Source organism: candidate division WOR-3 bacterium, from assembly GCA_039801365.1.
In the GTDB taxonomy this organism is placed as follows: domain Bacteria; phylum Hydrothermota; class Tepidihabitantia; order Tepidihabitantales; family Tepidihabitantaceae; genus JBDRUN01.
Genome location: JBDRUN010000023.1, coordinates 14,277 through 29,498, shown reverse-complemented (window position 1 = coordinate 29,498; position 15,222 = coordinate 14,277). Strand labels below are relative to the sequence as shown.

The following is a 15,222-nucleotide window of genomic DNA, read 5'->3' as shown; positions in this document are numbered from 1 at the left end:
GGGTGTTCTCCTGTTGCCTGCGCTCGACCTTGACGAGTTGCTGGCGCTACGGGTATCATATGAAACGCGCAAGCGTCAGGCAGGGGGTCACGATGTGCCTTGGCCGGCCCACCCTTTTGCTCAGTTGGCTTGACTTTGCGGCGTCCTCCTGATACACTTCAGTCTTGGGCCGCAGGCCCTGACTTGCCCGGCCCGGCGGAATCCAGTATCTGGCACCTGTCGGAAAATGGTTTCCGGCCTGTTCGGGCCAAAGGAGGAAACATGGCACTAGTGGACGATGTCAAGAACATCATCGTCGAACAACTGCACGTGACGCCTGAGAAAGTGACTGAAACCGCCCATTTCGTGGATGACTTGGGCGCGGATTCGCTCGACATCGTCGAGTTGGTCATGGCTTTCGAGGAGAAATTCGGTATCGAGATTCCGGACGAGGATTCCCAGCAGCTTGTGACTGTGGGCAAGGCGGTAGAGTACTTGCAGAAGAAACTTGAGGAAAAGGGCAAGAAGTAGTAGCCGATAGTTCCCGAGGATGATTACCCAGGGTCTGGTCCGAACCAGCAAAGGAACCAAGTGGTGACCGGTCGGCGCGTCGTCGTCACCGGACTGGGCGCGGTTACCCCCATTGGCAACGACATTCCTACGTTCTGGGAAAACCTCAACGCCGGTACGAACGGTATCGCCCGGATAGCGTCGTTTGATGCCTCAGACCTGCCAGTCCAGATTGCCGCCGAAGTAAAAGGGTTTGCACCGGAAAAGCGACTTGACCCGAGGCTGGCAAAGCGCGCAGACCGGTTCACACAGTTCGCCCTGTGCGCGGCGGCTGAAGCAATTGCCGATGCCGCGCTGGATTTCTCAAAGGAAGACCGGTCCCGCATCGGCGTTATTGTCGGCTCAGGAATGGGCGGAGTTCAGACTTGGGAGGCTCAACACGCGCAGTTCCTCGAACGAGGACCGCGGCGGGTCTCGCCCCTTCTGATTCCGATGATGATTCCGGACATGGCATCGGGCCAGATTTCCATCACTTACGACCTACGGGGACCGAATTTCTGTACCGTCTCAGCCTGCGCCTCGGGAGCACACGCAACTGGCGAGGCCTTCCGACACATATTACATGGTGACTGTGACGTGATGATAACCGGCGGGTCGGAAGCAGCAGTAACCAAGTTTACGGTTGCAGCCTTCGCCAACATGGGCGCCCTGTCCAAACGCAACGAGGAACCGGCAAGAGCATCACGGCCATTTGACCGGGACCGGGACGGATTTGTGATTGCCGAAGGGTGTGCAATTTACATTCTTGAAGAACTTGGACATGCTGTTAGGCGCGGAGCACCCATCTACTGCGAACTGGCTGGTTATGGCGCGACCGCGGACGCAAGCCACATCACCGCACCCGACCCCGAGGCCCGGGGGGCGATTGACGTGATGCGCCAGGCGATCACCGAGGCCGGGCTCACACCCTCGGACATTGACTACATCAATGCTCACGGCACTTCCACCCCACTGAACGATGCTTCCGAGGTAAAGGCTATCAACGACCTGTTCGGTGAGCATGCTGCTCGTCTCGTCGTGAACTCAACAAAGTCTATGATCGGACACGGCCTTGGTTCAGCTGGTGCGATGGAATTCGTGGCGACGGCCTTAGCTGTGAAGCACGGTCGCGTGCACGCGACCTTAAACCACGAGCACCCGGACGAGGGCGTAACACTCGACTTTGTAAAAGACAGGGCGCGAGATGTGAAGATTCGAGCCGCGCTGTCTAATTCGTTCGGGTTTGGCGGGCACAACTGCTGTCTGTGCGTTAAGGCGTGGGAACAATGAACGTTGTCGTCTGTATCAAACAGGTTCCCTCAACCGAGACGAAGGTGCGCATCAATACCCAGACCCGACTCCTGGACACGTCTGAAGTCGAATGGGTAATAAACCCATATGACGAATACGCGATTGAAACCGCTCTGCGCATCAAGGAAAAGCTCGGAAATACAGTTGTGACTGCACTGACGTTCGGTCCCGAACGAACGCGGACTGCGCTCAAGACTGCCCTGTCAATGGGCTGCGACCGAGCGGTGTACGTGAGCGATTCCGGCGTTGAGGATATCGACGCGCTTTCCCGTGCGAAAATACTCGCCGCAGCGGTGAAACGTGAGCCTTTCGATATCGTGCTCTGTGGTAAACAGGCAGTGGATGACGACCTAGCGTTCGTGCCCCAGGCACTGGCCCATTTTCTCGGAGTGCCGCACGTCGCAGTTGTGCCCGAGGTCGAGATTGAACCCGGCAAGGGTAGTATCATCTGCCACCGCGAGGTTGAAGGTGCGACCGAGGTGGTCCACATGAAGTTGCCATGCCTCGTAACAATCCAGAAGGGCAAGTACGAACCGCGGTATCCGACGCTCAAACTGATGATGGCCGCCAAGAAGAAGGAAATACCGACCCTATCGCTTGCTGACCTCAGTCTTGACCAGAACAAACTGACGCGGGGAATTACTTACCTTGAGGACCAGCTGCCGCCCGGGCGGAAACCGGGCCGCAGACTTGAGGGTGAGCCGGCCGACGTCGTTCCAGAACTTGTTCGGCTGCTGCACGAAGAAGCGAAGGTGATATAGGGCATGTTTGACCGGAAACTGAATCAGGAAAGGCTTGTGGTCGGCATTGGCGGTAATGCTGGCTCGGGCAAGACGACCGTGGCCTGCGAACTGAAGCGACTCGGTGCGAAAGTCATTGACGCCGACGCGATTGCAGGTACGGTACTTCGCCGTGGCACTCCGGAATACAAAGCCCTCGTCAAGGCATTCGGGACCGGGATACTTGCCCGCAGCGGGCAGATTGACCGCCGCAGGCTGGCGGCCAAGGCATTTGCCAGCCGGACAGCCCTCAACAAGCTCAACGCCATTACTCATCCAACAATCATCGCACGTCTAAAGCAGGAACTGGCTGAACACCGAAAAGGACTCATCATCCTTGATGCGCCACTCCTCTTCACAGTCGGCCTAGACAAGGATGTGGACGTTTCCATCCTCGTGACCGCGCCCGAACGGCTCAAGATAAGGCGGCTCGTTACATGTGGGTATTCGAGGGACGAGGCAAAGCGACTGCTCGGCCTCCAGGAGCCTGATGCCAAGGTGTGGCGCCGAGCCGACTTCGTGCTTGAGAACAAGGGGTCACTCGCCGAACTCAAGCGCAAGACCCGTGCGCTCTGGAATTTCTTCTACTCGGCCCGATTCCAGAATCTGCAACAGACCCAGAAGGCCTGACATACCACGCCGCGTGCTGGTGTGGAGCACAGTGCGTAATCCTTAGCGCATGAAACTCGATCAGGTTCCGTTGCGCGAGCTGGAGCTTTCTGGCGGCCTTGTCCGTGCGGTCACTCCTTACATCTTGGAGTTTGCCGAGGTTGAGCAATTGGCCGAAGACGTACTCCATACCTACCGCCGCCTCGTGAATCCTGATACTAACCGGCTTGCCGACAAGGAGCGGGAGTCCAATGCCGACAGTTTCCGCATCATGGCTGGCACCAGAAGCGTCGGCCGATTCAATGTGGTGTATGATGTGGACGAGACCAGGCTCAGCTTCGAGCTGCCGACTGAGGCCGCGAGCAAGTTCTACCGGCTGCTCCGCGAGCAGCGTATTGTGCGACCGGACCTGCTTGAGGTTCGGCGTACCATGTCCGGCAACCTTGCCGAAACCGTGGCGGCAATACTATGGCAGGTCGGCGCCATCAAAGTGAGCCTTGGTGACCTGCGACCTCTATTCCAGGTAGACATGCGCAAGAACCGCAGCCCAATCTATATTGACGTGAAGTGCCTGGCCAATTATCCGGAAGTCAACGACTTTGTCCTGGGCTCAGCCGCTCTACTCCTGCGCAACATTTCCTTCGACGTCGTTTGTGGCATCGAAGCCGGTAGCATCGGCATTGCCGCGGTCCTGGCTCACAAGCTTGCCAAGCCGGCGTTCTTTGCCCGCAGAGAGAAGCGCTACCCAGAGGCGAGCCCGTTCGAGGGCATCAAGAGGCACGAACTATTCCGCAAGAAGGTTCTGCTTGTAGACGACACGCTCGTACACGGCTGGACCAAGGCGAGGATAATTCGAGAAATCCGGGCCTGGGGCGGAGTAGTTGACGCCTGCTTCGTTATCTTTGACCGCCGTCAGGGAGGAGAAAAAGACCTGGCTGACCTCGGCGTCAAACTCTGGTATCTTACTGACCGGCGCGCTGCTCTATCACCCAAGATTCCGGCTGACATCAGCTTCCTGACCGAGGAAGAGTTCCGCGAAGTAACTGAGTACTTCGAAGACCCGCAGGCTTGGCATCAGAAGCGTGACCTCGCCTACCACCGACTGCACCCTCCGGCCGAATAGCCGAAGCGATTACAACGCAGGGCTGCGGGGCCAGTAGGAAGGTCACGAGCCAGCTCAACGTGCCGCCAGGTAGATATCCGAAAAGGTGGAAAGATTACAGACGGTGTGTGGGGCACAGCGCCTAACTGTGCAATGCATCAAAAAAAGATGTCTGCCGGACGTCTCATGAACATACCGGCACCAAGTACCTCTTGGGCCGACTCTCTCTTAGGGGAGTTGTTTCCGGGTAAGCCAATAGTATAGCGACGTCCTGCTCGACCAAAGCAGGTGCATCTCGGGCCAGTAAAAGGCTCAAGCCCGGCGACGATTGCAAGAGAACAGGAGTCCTACCGGCCACCGCCCGGTGCGAGTCTTAGTAGAACAATGTCGAAGTCGGTCCCAGGCCGGCAAGCAGAGCCTGCAACCAGAAGTTCATTCTCACCACCACGCTCGATTGCGACCGGCCGCGCCTCACCCGCGCCGCCGCCCGCGTAGCTGAATGTCCAGGCAAGCTCGCCGTCCGGGCCGTAGCAGAGAAGCATCATGTTCGGCTGGCCTGCCGGGCCGTCCGAAGTCGCGCCGACCACGACCCGGTCGAACTGGTCAAGCCCGATGCACCAGCCCCGGTCCGCACCTGTGCCGTGAAACCGACGGGTCCAGAGCGTTTCTCCGGCCGGCGAGACTTTTACAGTCAGCACATCAAACGACGTGCCGCGGCCGGTTGACTGTCCGGTCGCGTACAAATTGCCGGCTCGGTCCAAACATGCAGCCTGACAGATGTCAACCCGGGCCGCCGCGTCAAGAGCGAGATACGCAAGCTGCCGGCCGGAAGAATCAAAGCAGGCGACAAGAAAGTCAAATGAGCGGCCCTGATTGTAGCACGCGCCGAATACCCAGGCCCGGCTCGCAGAATCAACGATGACTCCCTGGCCGATACTCGAGCCCGGCACGTTGCCGCACAATGTCCGACGCCAGAGCAGCTGTCCGCTTGGATTGTACTTCAGGAGCAGAACTTCGGTTCCGCCTGCTGTCGTGGTCTGGCCGGCAACATAGCAGTTGCCGGTGCGGTCCAGAGCAAGGCCAGCGGTAAGGTCATCGCCATGAGCCTTGCCATCGAATCGCCTAGTCCATAGCGTCTCGCCCTGCGATGAGTAACGGGCAATAGTAACATCCCAATCCGCCCGGCTTTGACTGCCGGCTGCTGGCCCGAAGCTATGGTCAGGCCGATAGCGGCTGCTGCCCGCTACGACGATCGAATTGTCTGACAGTATTCCGGCGCCCGCAATCTTATCCTCGGCATGAGTTGGAAAGTCAAGCAACCGGGTCCAGACGGTCTCGCCAGTCGGCCGATACTTGATTATGCGGAAATCCCAGAGTACAGCCATATCCGCAATTGAACCGCCCGCAGCGACAATGTCGCCGGACGAATCCCGGCATAGGCACCACGGCCGGTCCTCACAGCCAATTGGCGAACCATAACGGTTAACCCAGACAATCCGGCCTGTGGTATCCACCTTGAGTACTGCGAAGTCAAAGTCAGTCGCGGCACCGAATGAGTATCCGGCAAGGTACGCTGAGCCGTCCGGCGCCAGAACCATTCCAGTACAGCGGTCTTCCCGGCTTTCTGGGCCATCATAGACCGCGACCCAGTGTACCACGACCGTGTCTGAGTTCGCGGTTGAGGCAAGCATGGGCGGAGCCACACAGGAGAACATGAGGAACGCCCAGGGACCAATCACCGCGTTTGGTGCACACGGTATTCTAATAGTTGGTCTGTTCCGATTCGGATAACCGAAGGCCACGGCCGATTCTAAGTGCGCACATCCGCAGAGTCAATTGCGCAGGGCGCCGCACCAGAGATTACCTTTCTCCTATTCCATGCGTCGAGCACAGAGTATCACTTCTGCACCACCAGCTTCTGCGTGGCCGAATAGCCGTCCGCGTCGAGCCGGACAAGGTAAACGCCGCTGGCGAGCTTCCGCAGGTCGAGCGAGACACTCAACGCTGAACGCGGAGTACTGAATACTGAGTGCTGGATGCCGCGGCCGGCCACATCGAACACCGTGACCACAACCGACCCAGGCTTGGGCAGACTGTAACGCAGCATCGCCCAGCCGCTAGCGAGTGGATTCGGCGAAACCCTGAACTCTGACCGCTGAGCGCTTAGTGCGGCCTGAACTCCGGAGCGGTTAACTGCAAGCGTAGAACCGCAGGCGGTTATCGGTTCGAAGTACCGCCACAGCTCGTAGCACTTGTTGCCCCTGAGGGCAAAGAACGCGCCGCCACCATAGGCTACCAGGTCACCACCTGACTTCACCCGCTTCTTCTTGGCCGTGCTGCCGTTGCCGGGAACGCCGCGCCCGCTTCGGCGAGTTGGTCTTCATTGACGGCAGTCCCCATTCCTGGTTTGGCCCCAACTGCCCATCCGCAACCCTCATCCTCGCCACCGACGACGCTACCGGCAGGCCAATTTGGGGCAAATTCGATCCCCAGGAAACGCTTGCCGACTCCTTTGAGGTTCTCTTCTATCACGTTGCCCGCCGTTACGGCCTCCCAAGGGCCTTGTATCTCGATCGGGCCGGTCAATTCACCACCACCCGGCACGGCGGCGTGCATCGGTTCCAGCGTGACGACCAGCCGACGCATTTCGTGCCATGCAGGCGCTGATGGTCGAGTGCATCTTTGCCAACAGCCCGTAATCCACGGGCAGATGTTCATCCCCAAGTACGCTGGACGTTCAGGGTCAAACCGAGTAGGCCGAGTTCGGTTTTAGGCCGGTAACCGACTCTCTCAACCCGCATACCGTGCTGTGTGCCAAAACTACCCGGGAGGTTGCCAATGATAACACTCTGCGCTACCAGGGGCATCGCTACCAACTCAAACCCAACATTCGCAGCATCTGTGTTGCCGGCACACGGGTCATGGTACAGCAATGGTTTGATGGCACGGTCCATATCTGGCACGAGCGGGTCGGTGAGATTCCGCACATTCGCCTGCGGGACGAGCCCAAGCCTGGATGGACTCGGGCAGGAAGTGCCTATGACACTTTCGCTGTGGTTCGACAGCTTTTCTGGCACTCCGGCGTGCTGGGTTTGACATCAGCCGGGAGTCGAATATCATTCCTCAAGGGCCCGTAGTGTAGCCTGGTTTAACACGTCGCCCTGTCACGGCGAAGATCGCCAGTTCAAATCTGGTCGGGCCCGCTTCGCACAAATCGGAACCGGAATGAATCGCCAAGAGCGCCGCGGTTCCGGGCAACCGGGAATCAGCAGCCGACAATCAGTGGCTACGGTTGCGCTGTTGGTGGTGACAGTCATGCCCGCCTTCACCGCTCCACCGAAGGAATACTACCAGCTTACACAGCGCACCCAAGAGTTCACCCGAGCGCTGGCGGCCGGAAACTCTTGGCAGATTTACCACATGTTCGTACCCCAGTTCCGGCAGGAGAACAGTTTTCTGCGTTTCGACTCGGCACTGACCATATGGTATGCCGGTCGGCGTATCGGTCGGGCCCGTAGCATGCTGGTCGAAATTCAGGGCCTTGGCGGACACGCCTCGACCTGGCCGGTGTTCGAAGGCGAGGATGACTACTCGTACGTTTACCAGAACTGGTTCTACACGCCGGACGGCTGGCACTTGGTCTGGCTTTCGAACATCCTCGACCAGTCGTTTCAGTACGGCCAGGGCGACACTGCTGCAATTGAGGCAGTGGGCCGGGCTGCGCTAAACTACATCACAACTGCTTCTGGTCTGGCTGAACTGCGGCGCGGCCTAGTACTGCCGGATACTTTGGCCGTACTCTGGAGCTGGCGCATGCCAGCCGAGCCGTTTCGCGTACCTGGCCGCCCGGTTGTCATGCTCCGGCCAAATCGAGCCGGCAAGCCGGATTCAGTGCCGCATGTCGCCTACTACTTCCGGTTCTCCAGCATCCGCCTGCTCGGTGACTTCGCTACTTGCGCGGTTGACCTTGTTCCTACACGGTACAACCGGTTCGCGACACTGAAACGTACGCACGGCGCACTGCTCTATTTCGAACGCCGGGGCACCGTCTGGCAGTTTAACTCGATTGGCAAGAAGTGGTAACGACAAGAAAATTGCCAACAGCCAATCCCTAATGACCAAACCGGCCCCAGATCCGCTATCGGTCATTGGTCACTGGTCATTGCTCATTGCCACTGGGTCGCTGTTCCTTTCCTGTCCTGGTCCCGACAATCGGCCGCCCTTGGTGACCATTCTCTCCCCCGCAGACCAGGACACCGTGCGGGGCATCATCATCGTCAAAGTGCGTGCCACCGACAATGACCGGGTTACCGCGGTTGAGCTTCTAGTTGACTCCGACCGCTACGGAACCGATTCCTCAGGTCCGGACAACGTCTTCAGTTTCAGTTTGAACACCGCGGCCCTGGCCCTTGACACGTTCCACACTCTGCTTGGGGTTGCCTTTGACCCGGCCGGCAACTCGGATACATCACCGCCGGTATGCGTATTTGCTTGGCCCGGCACCAGACACTTTGGCACAGTCATCTCAGACGAGACGTGGTTTCCGTCCGGCAATCCACACTTTGTTGAGGACGAGCTTGTCGTCCGTGGCCGGGTTGCCATCCGACCCGGAGTACAGGTGCAGTTCCTTAAGGACGCCGGCATCTCGCTAATCGGCACATCTGCTCGGCTCTCTGCCTTGGGCACACAAGACTCGGTCGTCCTGTTCTCCTCGCGCCAGCTCCTGCCTGCGGCCGGCGATTGGCGGGGCATCGTTGTCAATTCCGGCACAGATACTGCTTTGGTACTGCGTTACTGTAATGTCGGGTACGGCGGTGGCAATGGTTCGGGCTTGGTGCGGGCCGATGCCGGTGGAGTCGCTGTCGAGTCGTGTTCGCTCTTTAACAGCGCAAGGCATGGTATCGTGGTCGAAACCGGTACGCTTCTGTCCTTCGCTAACAGCACGGTAACCGGCTGTGCGGGTCTGCCGCTTCTCCTGGACGCAAAGTCGGCCAGCCAAGTCGTGCCTGGCAACTGGTATTCTGGTAATCTCCACGATGGAGTTGGCATCATTCCCGGAACCGCAACGGCGTCGGTACGGTGGCAGGATCAGGGTTTTCCCTACTACTTGACCGGGACGCTCGATGTCGCGGGCAAAGCTAGCCCGGTGTTGACCATTGCGGCTGGGTGTTCGCTGCTGTTCGCACCTGATGCGGCGCTGCGAGTTGGCATCGGCAACCCGGGCGGACTTGTTGCCGACGGTTCAGCTGGTAGCATCTACTTCGGTTACTTCGAACCCAAGCACGAGCTGTACCGTGCGAATGAAGTATCACACGCTATGTCAGAACCCGGCGTCAACCGGAAACCATCAAGCACAGAACATTCGTCGCTTGCCCCGAATTCTTGGCGTCTTACACTCGGCTTCTGGCAAGGAATCGAGTTGTGGGAAAAGACTGACCCCACGTGCGCCATTCTCAAGAACTGTCTTATTGATCGCGGGGGAGGAAACGGCGTAGCCGCAGTCATCTGCTATCAGCCGATCTGTATCACCCACACCATCGTCCGCAATAGCGCTTCATCTGGCGTGCGCGCAGTTGGTACCGGATTTCTTGATTTCACTGGTAACATTGTGACCGCCTGCGCTTCCTATCCAATCTGGCTCGAGGCGAGCGGTATCGGCACACTCGGCATAGGCAATTCCCTGTCCGGCAACACCAGGGACAGCATCGCGGTTACCGGCGACACAGTCCAGATGAGTACCCGATGGCGCAACTGCGGCGTACCTTATCGCGTGGAAGGCATCGTTGTCGTCGGTTCGACGAGCATCCCTCGGCTTACCATTGACCCGGGTGTTGTCATCGTCTTCGACTCAGACGGTGCCATCATCATTGGCAAGGATTCTCCCGCTGAACTCATTGCCAGCGGCGTGCCGGACTCGATAACGTTTACAGCAACCCGTCCGGTTCCAGGTGCCTGGAACGGGGTGCGGTGCCATGAACGGACCAGCGGCCGGACTGAGTTTAAGCGCTGTCGTTTTCTCTATGGGGGTGGCGACGGCTTTGGCATCGTCTTCTTCGAGCTGTGCGCGCCAAATTTCAGCTCAAACGAAGTCGGCTGGTCTTCAAACTACTGCATCTACCTCAAAGAGAGTTGGCTCGATCCTGAACAGCTTCGTCGTGACAACTGGCTGCACGACTGGAACCCGGATTTCGACGATATCTACGAAGGAAAGCGGTACATTCTGCGCTAGCCGCACCGCACCAGCATCTGGCATCGAGCGTAATGCTGCAGGCGGTGAACCTTATTACTGCGGCAGCGAACTCAGAATGTCTTCGTAGATGCTGATGAGTTGAACTTCGTCCAGTTCAATTCGACTGAAAACGTGGCCCAGCTTGCGCTGCTCTTCGAGCCGACCGAGTTCTGAGCCGCTGCGCAACATACCGTTGAGTTTGCTGATAATTGCCCGGTTAACGGCCAAGGCTTCATCAATCAGCGCGACTTGGTCGGGCAACGCCAGCTTCATGCCCTCAAGAAACCGGTCCGCACTCTCCCGGTTGGCAAGCGTAGCCCAAACCAGCCGGTCAAAACACGCCTGGCTCTCATCTATGCCGCACCGCGGGCAAAACGGCACTGTATCGAGGCTCGCAATCACCAAGTCGTATGCCTCGATGCCCGACCGCCAGCCGGTATCGGCATACACTTGGGCGAGTTCCAGCGCATGGGTCAATGCGGTGCGAAGCACCTCGACTGGCTCGGCCCATTGCCCGGTGGATATCACCGTGTAGGCCTCTTTGACAGGTCCGGTCAAGGCCAGCTCCGTTGCTGAATCCAGGCTGTATCCATACAGCACCGAGTCCCGCGGGTCAAGACGCGTAACAACTCCCCAGAACCCGGAACGATGCTCAGGCCAGCCGCCCCGGACCAGTACCGGTCGGCCTTGGGCGACCGTGGCGCGGAGCTGAGCCGGGTCCGGAATCCGGGAAAAAGACAACCCGGCTGCTTGACCGAGTGCCTCCAAATACACACCGGACTTTCCGCCCGGCCACCAAGCCCGGCACTCGTCCGGTCGCGCCGTGAAGGTGAACGCCTCGCCTGAAAGTGCGGCCAGCCAGTCGTAATCCGCGAATCGGCCCGTGCTCCGCATTAGCTCCCAAAGCGCAACTGCCAGGCTCGACGGGTACCTGGCAGAGACCGGCATGACGCCAAGTGGGCCAGGCTTGACTGTAAATGTAAGTTCCTCATCGCCCCGGAGCACAACAATCGTCACCTTCTCAGTCCGGGCAGCGGCCTGCACCTGACGTACATCTTCATTGGTTTGCACCGGAGTACTGTCATAGACGAGCAAGATGTCACCGGGCCGAAGTCCGATAACCTCAGCCTGGCCATGGGGCAGTACCTGCCATATCTCCGGACGCGCAATCCGGCGATATGTCTCGCCCGGCTTGCTACCAGTCTGTGTTCGGCAGCTTACTCCCACCAGCACTAGTCCAGATGCCAAGATCGGCAACAGTAGCGCTACTGATTGCACCGGATCTGGGACTCGGACATTATGTTCACATACCATACGCCTTACATCGCTTTGCCTCTTCCTTTCCGGCACGGGCTGCATGCCGGTCCGATTCGGACTAGCTCGGCTTGATTGCCGCCACCGGTTCACCTAAACCGGCCGGTGCCTCGAGCTTCACTGCAAGGTCGGCCAGACCGCTGAGCACGTCTTTGACCTGTACGTTGGTCAGTCCACTGTCCTTGACCCTGGGCCACATCTGCCGAGCCAGAGTCGCGGCCGAGAAGGTTATCCGGACATGGCCAAATCCAATTTCTTCCAGGGTCTCCTTCATTGTCGCACTGGTGAAATGCTCGAGTTCATACCAAGTCGCACCAATCACTGCGGCCTGATTGCGCTCCAGAAACTGAATGCCGACTTCGGGATTGAGCGAAGGGTTGGGGCCGAGGCGCTCAATCAGGTCGGCAAGCTTCTTGAATGCCTCTCTCGTGTCCGGTTCAAGATTGAACTTCACAAGGTAGTTTCGTTCCCACGGTGGGGGATTGTGCCGCAGCACATAATGATAACCGAGCGATTCCTCGGTTTCGGTCAGAAATACCGACTCGGTGACGCCTCGATCCCGGCGGTCATAAGACTCAAATATGATTCTAAGCTTGCCACCTGGCCTCAGTACCCTGAATACTTCACGCAGTGCAGCATATGGATCAGGAGTCTGCTCAATTGAACTTGCGGCTACCACACCATCAAAGCTGTTGTCGCGAAACTCCGCAAGTGCGGTGGCCGACAGCTTCCTGAGTGTCACATTAGTAAGCCCCAGCTTCTCGGCATTCGCCTGGCATACGTCAAGCCTACGTTGCACCGGGTCAACACCAAACACCGCCTTGAAAAAAGGCGCAATCCGTAGTAACGGCCAGCCGTCGCCCGGGCCGATGTCAAGCACTTTCTCGCAGCCATCGAGGTGGGCGGCGAAGTCCCGTATTCGTGCTTCGTCGTAGAAATGTTCCTCATTGTAGAAGTTCTGCTCGACATCAATAACCGGCAGCCTGCCGCCGTCCTGCTTCGGCAGACGGGCATAGGTCTGAGTCGCGCTGTCTGACTCCTCGGGCTTCGCCACATTGACTATCCAGGTCTCAAGGACAGTGTACTTCTTTGCCATGCGCGTCCATAATAACCCTAAGTTGCGCCAAGTCAAGGCATCGGTCTTCGTCAGAAAGAGGTTTTGTCAAATTCTGTGGAAATGGATTCGGCGGTGTAGTAGTGGCTCATGCTGATTTGACCTCGACTTCGTCATGGTACTTGGCTCCGGCAATGACTGCCGCAACCAGGTGCGGCGCAGTGAGTCGAAACCAGCGTGTCTCCTGTTCAATCAGAAGCCTGTATACCAGTCCCAGCGCTGACCAGTAGCGCATCAGCCGCTTCGCCCGCTTCACCCGACTCTTCACCGGTGCAAACGCCGACTCAACCGGATTGGTCGTCTTTAGATGCCGCCAGTGTTCCTTGGGAAAGTCGAAGTAGCTCAGAAGGTCATCCTAGCTCTCCAACAGACGTTTCACTGCTGGCGGGTGTGAGCGATACTGGTCGGCAATGTACACAATCCAGTTCACCGCCTCGGCTTTGCTCCCAGCCTCATAGATCCGCACCAGGTCCTTGTGCGTCTGCTGCTGCCTGGCCTTCGGCAGTTTGTCGAGCACGTTACGAATCATGTGTACCCAGCACCGTTGATGCCGGGTCTCAGGAAACACCTCGCCAAGCGCTCGCCAGAATCCGGGAATCCCATCCGTCACCGCCAGCCCAACCCATTGACCCCACGCCGCACCAAGTCCCGTAACACTTCCAGCCATTGCTCGTAGCTTTCCCGCTGCCCGGGTATCATCGCCAGAATCCGCTTCCTGCCCTCCGCATCTGCACCCATCACTACCGAGAGCGCCAGTTTCTCCCGATTCTGGCCCACTTTGATGTAGATACCGTCGGCCCAGATATAGGCGTAGTGTGAAGCCAAAGGCTCATTCCGTCAGGCCTCGTAGTCCAGATACCACCGCTGCTTCAAGCGCGCAATGGTAGCCGGACTCAACGCTGCCCCAACACCCAACAGGCATCCCAGCGCCGCCTCGAAGTCACCGGTCGAGATGCCATTAGAGTTGAGGCAGGGTAGCCAGAACCGCAGGGCTGCTTCTTTGATAGCGCGACAACAGACCCGACTCAAAGGGCTCGGCGTTATCCGCCACCCTGGGCAATCGCACCCGGATACTGCCGCTGCCAAGATGGACCTGCCGCGGGTCACCATGGCCGTTGCGATAGCCTCGGAACTGCTCTTCACTTACCCGCTCGTACCTGGCGCGCTCAAGAAACGTCTCCCGTTCTTCATCCAGCGCATCCTGTAGTTTCTCCTGGATGCCTTGTAGTGCCTTCTTATCCAACAGGTTGGCCGACTCTTGGCGCAGCTTGTGTCTCAGCCGGCGCATCGCCCGTTGCTCCTTGCGTTCCTGTTCTTGTTCTTGCGTCGTCCTGCCTTTTCTGATACTCTGACATAGCGGTGTCTCCTTTCTTGGGCTTTCGCCCGGTTTGAACTGCATACAAAGAATTGTAGACACCGCTTCATCTTTTTCCACAGCTTTCGATAGTATCTCCGTCAGAATAACCTACCCGAAGCGGGTTTGTTTCGTCAGAATGGATTCAGGTCTGTTTGGGCTTGAAAAAGCAGGCTATCAAGGGCATTCTTTAGGTCTGACCGAAAGGAGAACACCCGATGGTAGCCACAATACCCAGAAGGACTCTACACCGTGACCGCTAAGAAGTCCATCGTCTCTGCCAATGCCCCCAAGTATCGGACCACAAGAAAGAGGACCAAGCCCACGCTGCTAAACAAGCTGACACACCTCACACGTCTTGGCCGGAAGTATCTCAGCTTCATGCTCTGCAACGCCGGCAGGAACATCGCTACCCCAACGAGCATTACTATCATCGCAGACCCCACCTGCTCACCCCTTTAGCGCCGCGGCCGCAAGAAACACTACGGCCCAGACATACTGCCTTATCTGCTCTCTTGCTGGCAACTTGCTCGCTACCCATCCTCCATCCATCTCGCTCACTTCATCCGCCTCAACCACCAACGACTGTTCTGTCAGCCCAAGCTCAAGAAAGCATCCGCCGAGGTCAAGGCTAAGCTCCAGACTATCAGCCCGTCTAGTGTGGACCGTCTGCTCCGGCCAGTCCGCAAGGAGCTCGTGGCAAGACGCCGCTACAAACCGTGGTGCGCCGACCCAGGAGGTTGCATGACTACAGTCAGTGCAGAACCTATTCTGTTATGACAAGAGTCGGCCGGCCGAGTTTTCATCCGTCTCCTGAGCCGCTCCTCAAACCGGAAACGTCCCGGGTATCGCAACCCCACCTCAGAACTGCGGCCTGAACCA

16 protein-coding genes, 1 tRNA gene and 1 pseudogene are annotated in these 15,222 nt (G+C 58.2%); 9 read left to right on the top strand and 9 right to left on the bottom strand.

The genetic code is table 11. The features are described 5' to 3' along the window. Positions 1-261 precede the first annotated feature (261 nt). The 5 genes from ABIL25_04745 to ABIL25_04725 all read left to right on the top strand — a co-directional run bounded on the left by ABIL25_04745 (position 262) and on the right by ABIL25_04725 (position 4,350). Positions 262-510 (top strand): acyl carrier protein, encoded by a 249-nt coding sequence (locus ABIL25_04745; GenBank protein MEO0081585.1) that lies wholly within the window; start codon positions 262-264, stop codon positions 508-510. A gap of 63 nt (positions 511-573) precedes the next feature. Then, a complete protein-coding gene (gene fabF / locus ABIL25_04740; protein ID MEO0081584.1) occupies positions 574-1,818 on the top strand; it encodes a beta-ketoacyl-ACP synthase II in 1,245 nt (414 codons plus the stop codon). Then, positions 1,815-2,600, top strand: a complete 786-nt coding sequence (locus ABIL25_04735; protein ID MEO0081583.1) for an electron transfer flavoprotein subunit beta/FixA family protein — start codon at positions 1,815-1,817, stop codon at positions 2,598-2,600. Before fabF ends, ABIL25_04735 begins: the two co-directional genes overlap by 4 nt. A gap of 3 nt (positions 2,601-2,603) precedes the next feature. Beyond that, entirely contained in the window at positions 2,604-3,248 is a 645-nt protein-coding gene (coaE, locus tag ABIL25_04730) for a dephospho-CoA kinase (protein ID MEO0081582.1), read from the top strand. A gap of 49 nt (positions 3,249-3,297) precedes the next feature. Continuing rightward, complete coding sequence (locus ABIL25_04725; GenBank protein ID MEO0081581.1) at positions 3,298-4,350, top strand: phosphoribosyltransferase family protein; 1,053 nt, start codon at positions 3,298-3,300, stop codon at positions 4,348-4,350. A gap of 326 nt (positions 4,351-4,676) precedes the next feature. Here the strand turns inward: ABIL25_04725 and ABIL25_04720 are convergent, their stop codons facing one another. From ABIL25_04720 to ABIL25_04705, 4 genes are all read right to left on the bottom strand, one after another. Next, positions 4,677-6,131: a PAS domain-containing protein gene (locus ABIL25_04720; GenBank protein MEO0081580.1), complete on the bottom strand. Its 1,455-nt coding sequence runs from the start codon at positions 6,129-6,131 to the stop codon at positions 4,677-4,679. A 95-nt stretch (positions 6,132-6,226) separates the two neighbouring features. Next, entirely contained in the window at positions 6,227-6,646 is a 420-nt protein-coding gene (locus ABIL25_04715) for a T9SS type A sorting domain-containing protein (protein ID MEO0081579.1), read from the bottom strand. Beyond that, positions 6,643-6,975 (bottom strand): hypothetical protein, encoded by a 333-nt coding sequence (locus ABIL25_04710; protein MEO0081578.1) that lies wholly within the window; start codon positions 6,973-6,975, stop codon positions 6,643-6,645. The genes ABIL25_04715 and ABIL25_04710 overlap by 4 nt, the downstream gene beginning before the upstream one ends. Before the next feature lie 68 nt (positions 6,976-7,043). After that, on the bottom strand, positions 7,044-7,406 hold the full coding sequence (locus ABIL25_04705; GenBank protein ID MEO0081577.1) for a hypothetical protein: 363 nt from the start codon (positions 7,404-7,406) through the stop codon (positions 7,044-7,046). Between the two features lie 50 nt (positions 7,407-7,456). Between ABIL25_04705 and ABIL25_04700 the strand changes: the two genes are divergently transcribed. The 3 genes from ABIL25_04700 (at position 7,457) to ABIL25_04690 (ending at position 10,558) form a co-directional block, all read left to right on the top strand. Then, a tRNA-Asp gene (locus ABIL25_04700) sits at positions 7,457-7,532 on the top strand. Between the two features lie 22 nt (positions 7,533-7,554). Next, positions 7,555-8,412, top strand: coding sequence for a hypothetical protein (locus ABIL25_04695; protein ID MEO0081576.1), 858 nt, complete (start codon positions 7,555-7,557; stop codon positions 8,410-8,412). 142 nt (positions 8,413-8,554) lie between these two features. Continuing rightward, positions 8,555-10,558, top strand: coding sequence for an Ig-like domain-containing protein (locus ABIL25_04690; GenBank protein MEO0081575.1), 2,004 nt, complete (start codon positions 8,555-8,557; stop codon positions 10,556-10,558). Between the two features lie 54 nt (positions 10,559-10,612). Here the strand turns inward: ABIL25_04690 and ABIL25_04685 are convergent, their stop codons facing one another. The 4 genes and pseudogenes from ABIL25_04685 to ABIL25_04670 all read right to left on the bottom strand — a co-directional run bounded on the left by ABIL25_04685 (position 10,613) and on the right by ABIL25_04670 (position 14,385). Continuing rightward, positions 10,613-11,815: a PDZ domain-containing protein gene (locus ABIL25_04685; GenBank protein ID MEO0081574.1), complete on the bottom strand. Its 1,203-nt coding sequence runs from the start codon at positions 11,813-11,815 to the stop codon at positions 10,613-10,615. Positions 11,816-11,933: 118 nt separating this feature from the next. Then, positions 11,934-12,968, bottom strand: a complete 1,035-nt coding sequence (locus ABIL25_04680; protein MEO0081573.1) for a methyltransferase domain-containing protein — start codon at positions 12,966-12,968, stop codon at positions 11,934-11,936. Between the two features lie 106 nt (positions 12,969-13,074). Beyond that, positions 13,075-13,763: pseudogene (locus ABIL25_04675) on the bottom strand (transposase). 181 nt (positions 13,764-13,944) lie between these two features. Continuing rightward, positions 13,945-14,385: a transposase gene (locus tag ABIL25_04670; GenBank protein ID MEO0081572.1), complete on the bottom strand. Its 441-nt coding sequence runs from the start codon at positions 14,383-14,385 to the stop codon at positions 13,945-13,947. 207 nt (positions 14,386-14,592) lie between these two features. Here ABIL25_04670 and ABIL25_04665 point away from each other — a divergent pair, with 207 nt between their 5' ends. Next, positions 14,593-14,802, top strand: a complete 210-nt coding sequence (locus tag ABIL25_04665; protein ID MEO0081571.1) for a hypothetical protein — start codon at positions 14,593-14,595, stop codon at positions 14,800-14,802. On the opposite strand, the gene ABIL25_04660 is transcribed toward ABIL25_04665, so the two are convergent. Further along, positions 14,791-14,919, bottom strand: coding sequence for a hypothetical protein (locus ABIL25_04660; GenBank protein MEO0081570.1), 129 nt, complete (start codon positions 14,917-14,919; stop codon positions 14,791-14,793). The two genes, ABIL25_04665 and ABIL25_04660, sit on opposite strands and share 12 nt — an antisense overlap. Between the last annotated feature and the right edge of the window lie 303 nt (positions 14,920-15,222).